The sequence below is a fragment of the Aeromonas sp. QDB34 genome (genome assembly GCF_027705405.1).
Lineage (GTDB): Bacteria > Pseudomonadota > Gammaproteobacteria > Enterobacterales > Aeromonadaceae > Aeromonas > Aeromonas hydrophila.
In genome coordinates, this window is record NZ_JAPDBT010000019.1 from 20,049 (window position 1) to 31,604 (window position 11,556).

An 11,556-nucleotide genomic window follows, 5' to 3' on the forward strand; every position below is an offset into this window, starting at 1 on the left:
GCCAACGCTACTACTAACTTTCCGCATAACACCGTAATCACCAAAACCAACGCATAGTAAAAATGCCGCGCGTTGGCTGTCCCTCTTGAAGCGTTTGTTAGATATTAATTTACTATAGCCAAAGTATCTTTAGACTTTTGAAAAAGCTCATCATAAGTGAGTATTTCTACTCCGGCACTGTTATTTCGAAATAGTTCGAATGATTTGTATTGTGTTTCATTATTGAACTCACTCTCAAGACTACCAGCTATAACTAGGCATTTAGGATTAAAAGCATTAAATGTCTCATCTTTTAGTTGATAGAGTTCTTTCATCAACTGTTCTTTATAGTTTAATACTTGTACCACTGAGCCTGATAGTTCTTCACTTATTGAATATGCGTTATTGCGATACTTTTTCCCTAGCAACTTTGTTTTTGGCGTTTTAATTTCGACCAGAACAATATTACCAGTAAATTTGTTAAGGTAGATGAAATCGACTAAGTTTCCTCCAGTATTAGTCCAAGATTTACCACCGACATAACATTTACTACCTAACTGATACATACTTTTAGGAAAAGCTTGAGAAATTAGTGGAGGGCAACTTTCAAATAATCTTTGCCAAAACTCTTCTGATGAGTTTTCTCGTTCACGCTCCCATTTATTAAGTGCTTTCGATAAAGATATGCTAGTTGTGTCTTTATGTTCAGACTCAGGCTGAGATAGAAGCTTCGTTATATTTTTTAGGTGCTGTTCCCGTGCAGCCTTTAACCAATCAATAGAGTACTTTTCGGGCTCTTTATCTATCAAGTAATGATGATTTGGACATAGCAATATATAATTATCTGCATCTAATAATTCACTAGATGACTTCGCGGGGTTAAACCTTGGTGCTCCTGGAGACATGGACTCAATTAATGCAATGTGACCAATTATGTTTCCACTTTCCGTAGTCAAATTTTCCCCACAACCAGGAAATGCGCACTTGTTTCCACTTAAAGCCATGAGCTTCTTTTTCACTTGTTGAGTTGGAATTCGTCTTTTTTCCATATTTTTTCTATCTTTTAAATGTAGATACTTGAAACAATTGGGTAATGCCTAACAATTTATTATACGGAATGTTTCCACATAGAAACATGCGGCTGTTCCACATATCCTGCCAATTTTTTTGTATCACATCAATGTAGTTATCCATACTTTCAATATGTTATATCAATGTTTCTTGCATTAACTGTAGGATAAATGGTCGTGTTTCCTCTATATCCAATATGGTGCTCCACTAGCATCCATACTGTGTGCAAATACATCTAGTATGTTGGGCCAAAAATTGTATCTCGTATGTTGGGCTAAAAATCGTAGGTTGGTGCTGAACGAAGTGAAGCCCAACGTTTACCGCGAACATATCTGAAAATTTATTTTACCGAACGACCCAATCCATGTTTATCCTGCTCTGGTTGACGTGATAACGCTCGTCTGTTGGGCTTCGCTACGCTCTGCGCCAACCTACAAGAGCGAAGCTACCGAGTATAAATATCGGAACGCTCATTTATTTTACCTAGACGAACTAACCTGGAGGCAATGGAACCTTTTGTTCTTTTATGGATTCTTGATAATTCATCAACACCTAAGCCTGAATCAAAGCTATTTGCCAATAGCTCATCTTCGTCTGGCTTCCACGGCTTCCCAGCATTTTCTGGTAAATCAGATTTACGCTTTTGAGAAGAAATTGATGCTTCGAGGCTCTGTTTTGCGATAAATAAAGCTCGAATGACTTTCGGCTGATTGAAGCAGCTTTCTTCAGATAACTCTTCACCGGTTTCAGGATTAACACCTTCTGACAATGCTGAGATGATTTCTAAAGCCTTAATGACATCCATATTTTTCCCTTTAACGCTGAAGAACTTGTCTGTTGGTCTTCGCTACGCGCTGTGCCAACTTACAAAAACCACGCTACCGCCCCTGAATTCCAGCCTCCAGTCTGCTGCTCCTTTCCCTGTGGTGTGGCTCTGGTCTGGTATATGGCTGCTCCGACAAGAGGGGATCTGCTGGCCATGTTACCGAACGGAGCCTTTTAGGGAAGGGGGAGTGGATGATTTCTCGGGCAAGATCAATAAATTGAGCTGCCATGGGGTGGTGGTCGGGCGATGGGGGGATCTCAGCGCCCTTGCTTGCTCAGTGCTCGCTGCGTATCTGGACGGAGGAATGAACTGCGGGGCCGTCACGCTGTTGAGTGAGGTGTAGTGCAGAAGCCAGGACGAGGGCATCAAGGTTGGGGCAGTGGTGGTATGGGTGTACCCATACGGCCAGAACCGTCTTTTCCACAAGAGATAAATGGGCCCGCTGCCGGTGACGACAGGGGCCTTTTTTTGTTGTTAGCGCACGCTCTTGGGGTCAGCGGGCCAGCACTACCTGGCCGCTGGGTCTGGGGTTGTCGAATTGATGGGGGGCGGGCTGCTGCTGGAACTGGCGTACCAGCCGGTCCAGGTCACTCAGCTGCCGCACCAGCTGGTTGATGCCCTGTACGGCATGCTGGCTGCCTTGGCTTGAGTCATCGGCCAGGGTCTTGATGCTGAGCACGTTGCGATCGATATCGGCAGTGACCTGGGATTGTTCCTGCACGGCCTGGGCTATCTGGTTGCTGCCGGAGGCGACCTGCTGCAACATGCTGTTGATCTGCTGCAGTATGGTGCCGGTGGCGGAGGCCTTCTGCTGGCAGCTGGCGGAGAGCGCGCCCCCTTTCTCCATCGCCAGTTCGGCATTGCCTGCACTGGCCTGCAGCAGGGTGATCATCTTCTGGATTTCGCCGGTGGAGGACTGGGTCTTGATGGCCAAGGATCTGATCTCGTCCGCCACCACCGAGAAGCCGCGACCCGCCTCGCCGGCCCGGGCTGCCTCGATGGCTGCATTGAGGGCAAGCAGGTTGGTCTGGTTGGCGATGCTGTTGATGACATCGAGAATGCCGTCGATGTCCCGGCACTGTGCCGCCAGAGTGTGGATCACCGTTTTTGAGGTGGTGAGTTCGCTGTGCATCCCCTCGACCGCCCCTATGGTCTCCTGCACGCTGCGGTTGCCCTCCAGGAACAGCTCGGCGGTTTCATCGAGCAGGCCGGAGGCGGCGGTGGAGCTGTGGGAGACCTCGTGGATCGACTCGGCCATCTGGGTGATGGCGGTGGCGACCTGATTGGTCTCGGCCTGTTGTTGCTGCAGGTTGCTGGTGATGGACTCGGCATTGCGCAGATCGCCTTCGGCCGAGCGCAGGATCCGGCTGCAGGTCTGCTGGGTGCGCGCCAGCACGGCGTTGAACTCGGCCTGATTCATCAGCATGGCGAGCTCGATGGCGGCGATGTTGTCGACCTTGTTGGTGTAGAGCAGTTGCATCAGCGGGTTGTCGAAACGGCTGCGGGCCATCTTGTCGAGCTTGCCGAGGCGACGGGCCAGGGCATGGGTGATCATGGCTGCCAGCAGCAGCGGTATGGCCGCCAGGGCCAGCTGCCAGAGCGCAGCCTGTTGATACCCCAGCGCAACCATGGCCGTCAGGCTCAGCAGCAGGCAGAGCCCGATCGCCAGGGTGTGGGAGAAGGTCGGCAGCCTGAGCGCCAGCGGGGCCTTGTCAGCGCGCAGCCCGGCATAGATGCGCTCGGCCCGCTGCTTGATCTCCTCACTGGGGGCGGTACGCACCGATTGATACTCCACCACCTTGCCGTGGGCATCCTTGAGCGGCGTGACGAAGGCGCTGACCCAGTAGTGATCGCCATTCTTGCAGCGATTCTTCACCGGCCCCATCCAGCTTTTGCCGGCCCGAATATGGTGCCAGAGATCGGCGAAGGCCTGCTTGGGCATATCCGGGTGGCGCACCAGGTTGTGGTGCTCCCCTTGCAGCTCCTCCAGATTGAAGCCGGCGATATGGCAAAACTCGTCGTTGGCATAGGTGATCCGGCTCTCCAGATCCGTGGTGGAGATCAGGCTCTGGTGCTCCGGATAGAGGCGTTCGCGCTGGGTAACGGGTTGATTGATTCTCATGGTGGCTCCGGAACAGGGTTGCTGGAAAGATGTATGGTAAATGCAAGTCATGAGCCAGCACGCAGAGATTGATGATTATTTTGTGAATAGCGGGTGATGAAGGTGAAACGAGTCAGCCTGGCTCAGCCAGGAGGGCAATTATTGGCAGCACAATGGAGAAGGATTCGCATTTCGAGAACCGTTTTGGCAACGGCTGGTCGATATTTCGCAAGATGCTGCGGCGGTGCGCGAAACGATGGAGCCCGGTGGGACGGGCTCCAGGGGATCAGGGGGCAGGGTCGGCCGGGGCAGGCTCAGGTCCGGCGGGCGGGGTCAGTATCATGGTCTCGATCTGCAGTCCCTGCACCAGCACGGTTTTCAGATCCTGCAGGTACTCCTCCAGCGGCGGCTCTTGCAGCAGCTGAGCGAGCTCGTTGCCAACCGGGGTCAGCCGGTAGTAGAGCAGGGTGATGTTGGCCTGCTTGCGCTGCAGCCGCCAGCGCTGATCGCCGAACTCCAGCTCCACCCCGTCGGCGGGCAGCGGGCCGGATTCCAGCTCGCCCCGGTGCAGCAGGCCGAGTTCGAACAGCTGCAGCAGGGCGTTGTAGGGGATGCGGTACTTGCCAAGGCCGAGCCGGGTCACCCGGGCGCGGCTGAGCAGGCTGGCTCCCTTGTGCAGCCCCAGCAGCAGCCGCTGCTCGTCGCTGCCCACGTAATGGCAGGAGAGGGAGCAGATGCGCTGGAACAGCTGGGCCTCGCGCTGGGTCATCTCCTTCAAGGTGGAGAGCGCGCGGATGGAGAAGCGGCCTGGGGTGGCGATCTCGATGGCGAAGATGCGGCCCCACAGCTGCTGCATCGGCACCATGCTGATGTCTTCCGCCAGTTGCAGGAAGCGGGTCAGCCAGTCGCTGTCCATCTCGCCGCCGGCGGCTGTCTCCTCGCAGTGGCGGGAGGCCATCACCATGATGGCTTCCAGGTTGCGCTGGCGGGCGGCCTGATCCGCCAGCTGGCGAAAGGTGGCGCGCTGCTCGAAGGTGCTGTCGCTGTTGCGGGTGAGCATGCCGTCGATACCGCGGCTGCGGGCCAGGCGCAGGGTCTGCTCCTGGCTGCTCAGGATGGAACTCTCTTTCTTGGGCGGGGGCAGGTCAGCCATGCTGGCTCCGTGATCGCAAGGTCTAGCCTTGAATGTTACTCCAACCGGGATGGCGGGCAATCCCTCAGGCAGGGGCTGGCGGGGATCCTGTCGTCGCGGATAACAAAACGGCCTCCCGCGGGAGGCCGTTTGTGCCTGGTTACTGCTCTTCGTAGACGCTCACCTCGACCGCCTCCATGGAGTAGGAGGCGGTGGCCATCTCGTGGCTGGAGCTGACCGTGTGCATCTTGCCCTTCACCCAGATGGCGTCCCATAGGTCGTCCACCGGCGCCCCCTTGGGGTAGCTCACGTAGACCACCTGATTGGTGGGCGGGGGCGGCACATGGATGCAGGCGCCGAAGTAGGGCACCAGCAGGAAGGCGGTGATCTTCTTGGCATCTCCCTCCAGCGGTACCACGAAGCCCGGGATGCGCACCTCTTGGTTGTCCAGCTTCTGGTTGACCCCACCCACCGGCTGCGGCACCGAGGCAAGGTTGCCGTCGTGGCTCACCTGGGGGGGCGGCAGCAGTTTTTCACCTGCGGGAATGAGCACATCCCAGTCGATGGTCTTGTACTCCACGGCCATGGCCGGCAGCGCCAGCAGGGCGGCCAGCAGCGCCACAATTTTCCACTTCATCATCTGTCCTTCTCGTTTTTATGGGCGTCTGGCTAGACGCGAATGCTCATGCCGTCGCTCAGGCTGTAGCGATAAGCGCGGGCCGCAGGCAACAGGCCGATCACCATGCCGGCCAGCCAGACCAGCCCCAGCAGCAGCCACTCGTGGGCGCTCGGCAGCCCCAGGCTCAATTGCAGGCCATAGTGGCTGAGCAGCCAGGGGGTGGCAAGCCCCTGCCCCAGGTAGAGCACCGCCACCCCGAGCGCGATGCCGGCGGTGGTGAGGGCCATCGCCTCCAGTGCCAGCAGCAGGAACAGGTGGGCGGGGCCGGCGCCGAGGGATCGCAGGATGGCAAGCTCCCGGCGCCGCTCATTGAGACCGGCCAGCAGGGTGGTCAGCATGCCGATGAGGCCCGCCACCACCACGAAGCCGGCGATCACCGACAGCGCCGTCTCCGCCACGCTCATCAGGCTCCACAGCTCCTGCAGAGCGGCCCCCGGCAGGATCGCCATCAGCGGCTCACCCCGGTAGGTGTTGACGCTGCGCTGCAGCTGGAACGCCAATATCCGGTTGCTGAGCCCCACCATGAAGGCGGTGATGGTCTTGGGGGTGAGATCCTGCGCCAGCGCCTGCTCGGCAGTCATGTTCTTGCTGTGACGGCCGGTGTCCCAGCCCAGATGGATCGCCTCGATGCCGGCCAGCGGCACGTGGATGGTGCGATCGATGGGGGTACCGGTCGGTGCCAGGAGCCCCACCACCTTGAATGGCAGGTTGTCGTGCTGGCTGAACGAGGTATTGCCGGCGCCGTGGGCGATGACGATGGACTGCCCCAGGTGATAACCGAGCTTCTCGGCCACCTGGGCACCGATCACCGCCTCGAACGGCGTGTCGAACGCTCGCCCTTCACGCAGCGCCAGCGCCTGCTGCTGGCCGTACTTCAGGTGGGTGAAGTAGTCGCCATTGGTGCCGAGCACGCGAAACCCCTTGTGGGAGTCGCCGAGGGAAAGCGGGATGGTCCAGGCGATGCCGCGCTGGTTCTTGATGGCCTGATAGGCATCCCAGCCCACGTTGTTGGTGGGGTTGCCGATGCGAAACACCGAGTAGAGCAGCAGGTTCACCTGGCCGGAGCGGGCGCCGACGATGAGATCCGTGCCCGACACCGTATTGGCGAAGCTTTCGCGCGCCTGGTTGCGCACTCGCTCCACCCCGAGCAGCAGGGTGACGCTGATGGCGACGGCCAGCAGGGTGAGCCCGGCGGTGAGGCGGCGGGCCCAGAGGCTTTGCAGGGCAAGTTTCAGCATGATGCCCTCCTGTTCAGTTGTTGCAGGTTTTCCACCCGCGGAAAGAGCGGTTCGAGGTAGGGGTCGTGGCTGACGAAGATCAGGGTCGAGCCCTGCTTGCCGCACTCCTCGAACAACAGCTTGATGAAGGCGGCCCGGTTGTCGGTATCGAGGGCCGAGGTGGGCTCGTCGGCGATCACCAGTGGCGGTGAGCCGATCAGCGCGCGGGCGGCGGCCACCCGCTGCTGCTGGCCGATGCTGAGGGCATGGACGGGCCTGTGCAGCGCCTCCTCGGGCAGTTGCAATTCCCGCAGAAGGCGGCGTGCCTCGTCGGCCGGGCTGCCCTGCAGCCGGGCCCGCTTCTCGGGGGAGAAGGTGAGGGCGCTGGTGACGTTGTCCTGCACGGATAAAAATGGCAGCAGGTTGAACTGTTGGAAGATGTAACCCAGATTGGCCGCCCGAAAGTGGTCGCGGGCACGGCCAGAGAGCCGGGCCAGCGGCTGGTCCAGCACCTCCAGGGTGCCGTGGTTGGCGGTCTGGATCCCGGCCAGCAGGCCGAGCAGGGTCGACTTGCCGGAGCCCGACGGTCCCTTGATGAACACCCGCTCCCCCTCGCTGATGGTGAGGGCGGGCAGATCGAGTACAACCTCGTGACCCGGCCAGGCAAAGGCCAGATCGCGGATCTCAACCACGGCGTTTTTCATGGCGTTACCAGCTCAGTTTGTTGGTGGAGGGGGTCAGCTCGGCTGCCGTCTGGCCGCTGGGCAGGATGCCCTGCACGCTCAGCTTCTCCAGGCTCGGATAGATGCTGAACAGGGTGGCCTCCAGCCCGGTCAGCTTGGCTGGGGTCGCGCAGGTATAGGTGTACATGGCGCCCATGTCGGCGTGACCGGCGTCGTCGTGCTGGTGTTCGTCGTGCTTGCCGTCAGACTGCTGGTGGTCATGGTCATGGTCATGGTCATGGTCATGGTCATGGTCATGATCGTGATCTTCCTTGGCGGCTTGCAGCTCCTGCTGGGTCAGCTTGCAGCCGGCGGCCGGGTCGAAGCGAAACAGGGCGTCGGGTTGTTTGAGTTGAGCCATGGCCTTGGCGTATTGCGCCTTCTCCTCGTCGCTCTTGGCGGCGTGCTCGAAGCCCACCAGATCGGCGGCGGGAGCCTGCAGCTCGATCATCAGCTGGTTGCCATCGAGCACCAGGTTGAGGTGACCGTGGCCGTGCTCGTGGGCGCCGTGGCCGTGACTGTCGTGTTCATCGTGGTTTGCCTGCACGCCAAATGCGGCGGCCGCCAGTAACAGGGTGACTGCTTTCATCGTTAATCCTTTGAAAAATTTATTGAAAAATGGATTTAGCCGGATAAGCGATGAAGCAGTGGCGGCGCGCGAATGCGGCACTGGCCTGACGGGGTGGCATGAGGTTTGGGCAAGGCAGCATCAACGAGCTTGCCGATGACCACTTGTGAAGAGGGGATGACCAGGGTTGGGGTGAGTGCCAGCTTGCCATCCAGATGCAGGGCGCAGAGGACGCAGGCGTGGTTGTGGCCGGGCAGGTCGGCTTCCAGCGGATGTTGTGCCAGCACCGGTTGCAACCACAACCAGCCCAGCAGCAGCAACCAGATTTTCAGCTTGGTACGACCCATAGACCCCTATCAAAGGGGCGCCATCAGCGCCCCTTCTCTCTGACTTAGAGATGGGACTTGATGAGCCCCATCACGGTAGCGATATTGTTGGCATCGAGCTGGCCATCTTTGGCAAACAGCACCTTGCCCTCTTTGTCCAGCAGGATGATGGCCGAGCTTTCCGGCGCCAGATCCCAGGCGTTGCGGGCCATGCCCTTGGCATCCAGCACCATGGCGGACCAGGGGAATTCCTTCTTGCTGTCCTCGGCACTGCTCTTCACAAAGCCGGAGGTGCCCCAGATGGCGTCATTGCTGTTGATGATGGTGACGGTCTGGTACTTGTCGTGGGGCAGCTTGGCCGCCTTGATCGCTTCGATCATGGGGGCGTTGAGCTCCTTGGCGCTGGAACGACCGGCGATGTGCTGGATCAGAAAGACCTTGCCGGCCAGCACCTTGCTTTGCCAGGGCTGATAGCTGATCTCTTTCTCTTTCAGAACCAGTTCACCCTTGTCGCTGATGTTGACCAGCGGCACCTGGGCCGACTCCTTGATGTTGTGAGCCAGGGCCAGGGTTGGCAGCAGCGCCAGAGTAAGTACGAGATGTTTCATCCTGATGACACTCCTTTTGTTATGTTATAACGATTTTTGCATTGAGGGAATGGGGCAGTACTCATCCTAAACTGATCGGATCTGTTTAAGAAGTGTTAAATAAACGTGTGATTGGCCCGCTTGCCTGCCCGCCAGCGCGGAGCCTGGCTGGCAAAGGCGGCTAGAATGGCACGCAGTCGATAAAAATCAATTGCTTATCAACTGGTTTGAGGAGTCTGGCTGCGGCATGCAGCCAGACAGAAGGTGAGGGGGAGGGCTCAGTAGAGCGGTTCGCTTACCAGCGGGATCTTGGCCATGGTCATCTGTTGGGCCAGCAGGGGCGAGCCGGTCAGCAGAATGTGGCGCTGGTTGCCGATCACCACCGTATCCCCTTTCAGGCCGCTGTCGGCGGTAATGGCGAGCCAGGCCGGCGAGACGCTGCCGATGCTGATGTTCGGGTAGATGATGCTGAGCATGTACTGGGGCGCCAGTTCGGCCAGCAGGCTTGCCATCAACAGCGCCTTCTCGTCGCTGTCAGCCTTGTTGCTCTGCAAGGCTTGCAGTGGCGGCGCGAAGTGGTCCATCTGCTCGGGTGGGGTGGGAATGCCGCTCAGCCACTCCTGCAGCAGGCCGACGCTGGTGGCCAGATCCTTGGCCAGGAACTGTTTTGCCAGGGGCCTCAGGTCGCCCTTGAACTGGTAGAACAGCTGCGAATAGTTGGGACGCACACAGGGCAGCTTGCGATTGGCGGGATGAACGCAGGGCACTACCCGCATCTGATAGAAGGCATCGTCCTGATATTGCTGATAGGCCTGCCAGAACAGGGTCGACTCCATGCTGTCGTCGTGCAGGGTGAAGGCCTGCTCCAGATTGCGAAACTTGGTGGCGGTCTCGGGGCTGGTCTGATTGATCAGGTTGATGCTGTTGTAGAGCCGCGGACTGATGTAGGAGTAGAGGGTCTCCAGCGGATAGTTGAGGGAGGCATCGAGCAGGCTCATCTCGTGGCGGCTGGCGGAGATGACCCGCTCATCCGTGTTCAGTAGCAGATGCTTCTGCTGGCCGTCGGCCGATTGCCACTGCCAGCTCAGGGTGACCTCGTTGGCCCCTGCCATGGACGCGAACACTAGACTCAACAACAGACCTTGTGCCAGTTTCATGATGTGCATCCTGCTCGGGGTGATAATAAACAACTAGGTGAGCTGGCCGATTTTGGATGAGTCTGGCATTTGTGATTTTGATAACAGATTGATCGGGCTTTTAATTTAATTCTGGAAATAAGTCATGCAGGAAACCGTCATGAAGCGAATCACACCGTTGTTGCTGCTGTTGGCCACCTTGCCGGCCGCGGCGGGGCCGGTCATCGTCAACCAGGGGATGTCCAGCGCCGATACCTTTGCCCTGCGGGACAAGCTGGCGCGGGAGCATGAGTGGCAGGAGTGGTTGCGTTTCCAGCAGGCCATCAAGTGGCTGGAGGTGCTGCCGGTGAACTGCGAGCTGATGAGCGATCAGGATGGCAGCTATCGCTGCGGAGGAGACTACTACCGGCCCTATCGACAGGATGGGCGCGACATTTATATCCAGGGGGATCCTGCCGGTGTGACGCCGGGTCAGCGCCCGCAACAGCCCATAAAAAAGGCGCCCTGAGGCGCCTTTTTCACGAGAGATACGCTTACTTGGCAGCGTAACGCTCGGCAGAGCTGATGATCTCGGCTTCGGCAGCGGCCTTGTCGCCCCAGCCTTCAACCTTGACCCACTTGCCTGCTTCCAGCTCTTTGTAGCGCTCAAAGAAGTGCTGGATCTGGGCGCGCAGCAGCTCGGGCAGATCGTTCACATCCTTGATGTGATCGTACTGCTTGGTCAGCTTGGAGTGCGGAACGGCCACGATCTTGGCATCTTCACCGGATTCGTCGGTCATCTTCAGCACGCCAACCGGGCGGCAGCGAATGACGGAGCCGGCCAGCAGCGGGTAGGGAGTCGGCACCAGCACGTCGACCGGATCACCATCCAGAGACAGGGTGGCGTTCACGTAACCGTAGTTGCACGGGTAGAACATCGGGGTAGACATGAAGCGATCGACGAAGATGGCACCGCTGTCCTTGTCGACTTCGTATTTGATCGGGTCGGCATTCTGCGGGATTTCGATGATGACGTAGATGTCGTCGGGCAGGCTCTTGCCAGCCGGGACCAGGTTCAGGCTCATGACGTTTCCTTTGAGTGTTGGAGTCAAGTTTGCAGGCCGATATTATAGCGATGTCGCGTCAAATGACCATATTTCAGGGCCACTGCGACAGAGTTGGTGGATACCGCACAGCTTGGGTCTGCCAAATTGCCGTCACCTTGCTAGAATG

The 11,556-nt window shown here is 58.0% G+C and carries 13 protein-coding genes; 1 reads left to right on the forward strand and 12 read right to left on the reverse strand.

Annotation, left to right across the window (positions count from 1 at the left end; translation table 11 throughout):
* Window positions 1–104: 104 nt before the first annotated feature.
* The 11 genes from OKC29_RS18730 to OKC29_RS18780 all read right to left on the reverse strand — a co-directional run bounded on the left by OKC29_RS18730 (window position 105) and on the right by OKC29_RS18780 (window position 10,365).
* The gene (locus OKC29_RS18730) at window positions 105–1,028 is read right to left on the reverse strand and encodes a Shedu immune nuclease family protein (protein ID WP_073351635.1); all 924 of its coding nucleotides are present in this window, start codon (window positions 1,026–1,028) and stop codon (window positions 105–107) included.
* Window positions 1,029–1,495: 467 nt separating this feature from the next.
* Window positions 1,496–1,855: a hypothetical protein gene (locus OKC29_RS18735; RefSeq protein WP_073351631.1), complete on the reverse strand. Its 360-nt coding sequence runs from the start codon at window positions 1,853–1,855 to the stop codon at window positions 1,496–1,498.
* Window positions 1,856–2,369: 514 nt separating this feature from the next.
* Complete coding sequence (locus tag OKC29_RS18740; RefSeq protein ID WP_073351628.1) at window positions 2,370–3,998, reverse strand: methyl-accepting chemotaxis protein; 1,629 nt, start codon at window positions 3,996–3,998, stop codon at window positions 2,370–2,372.
* 265 nt (window positions 3,999–4,263) lie between these two features.
* The gene (locus OKC29_RS18745; RefSeq protein WP_024945761.1) at window positions 4,264–5,130 is read right to left on the reverse strand and encodes a TIGR03899 family protein; all 867 of its coding nucleotides are present in this window, start codon (window positions 5,128–5,130) and stop codon (window positions 4,264–4,266) included.
* Window positions 5,131–5,269: 139 nt separating this feature from the next.
* Window positions 5,270–5,749: a DUF3299 domain-containing protein gene (locus tag OKC29_RS18750; RefSeq protein WP_073351625.1), complete on the reverse strand. Its 480-nt coding sequence runs from the start codon at window positions 5,747–5,749 to the stop codon at window positions 5,270–5,272.
* Between the two features lie 29 nt (window positions 5,750–5,778).
* The gene (locus OKC29_RS18755) at window positions 5,779–7,026 is read right to left on the reverse strand and encodes an ABC transporter permease (RefSeq protein WP_073351621.1); all 1,248 of its coding nucleotides are present in this window, start codon (window positions 7,024–7,026) and stop codon (window positions 5,779–5,781) included.
* Entirely contained in the window at window positions 7,020–7,709 is a 690-nt protein-coding gene (locus tag OKC29_RS18760; protein WP_073351618.1) for an ABC transporter ATP-binding protein, read from the reverse strand. The genes OKC29_RS18755 and OKC29_RS18760 overlap by 7 nt, the downstream gene beginning before the upstream one ends.
* A gap of 4 nt (window positions 7,710–7,713) precedes the next feature.
* Window positions 7,714–8,316, reverse strand: coding sequence for a DUF2796 domain-containing protein (locus OKC29_RS18765; RefSeq protein WP_073351617.1), 603 nt, complete (start codon window positions 8,314–8,316; stop codon window positions 7,714–7,716).
* 35 nt (window positions 8,317–8,351) lie between these two features.
* Window positions 8,352–8,642: a hypothetical protein gene (locus OKC29_RS18770; protein WP_042065544.1), complete on the reverse strand. Its 291-nt coding sequence runs from the start codon at window positions 8,640–8,642 to the stop codon at window positions 8,352–8,354.
* 44 nt (window positions 8,643–8,686) lie between these two features.
* Window positions 8,687–9,229: a YtfJ family protein gene (locus OKC29_RS18775; protein WP_011707296.1), complete on the reverse strand. Its 543-nt coding sequence runs from the start codon at window positions 9,227–9,229 to the stop codon at window positions 8,687–8,689.
* A gap of 257 nt (window positions 9,230–9,486) precedes the next feature.
* Window positions 9,487–10,365 carry a hypothetical protein gene (locus OKC29_RS18780; RefSeq protein ID WP_024945756.1) on the reverse strand — a complete coding sequence of 293 codons (879 nt, stop codon included), beginning with the start codon at window positions 10,363–10,365 and terminating at the stop codon, window positions 9,487–9,489.
* Window positions 10,366–10,489: 124 nt separating this feature from the next.
* Here OKC29_RS18780 and OKC29_RS18785 point away from each other — a divergent pair, with 124 nt between their 5' ends.
* The gene (locus OKC29_RS18785) at window positions 10,490–10,852 is read left to right on the forward strand and encodes a hypothetical protein (protein ID WP_024945755.1); all 363 of its coding nucleotides are present in this window, start codon (window positions 10,490–10,492) and stop codon (window positions 10,850–10,852) included.
* Window positions 10,853–10,877: 25 nt separating this feature from the next.
* Here OKC29_RS18785 and ppa read toward each other — a convergent pair whose 3' ends face one another.
* Window positions 10,878–11,408, reverse strand: coding sequence for an inorganic diphosphatase (gene ppa / locus OKC29_RS18790; RefSeq protein ID WP_011707292.1), 531 nt, complete (start codon window positions 11,406–11,408; stop codon window positions 10,878–10,880).
* Window positions 11,409–11,556 lie beyond the last annotated feature (148 nt).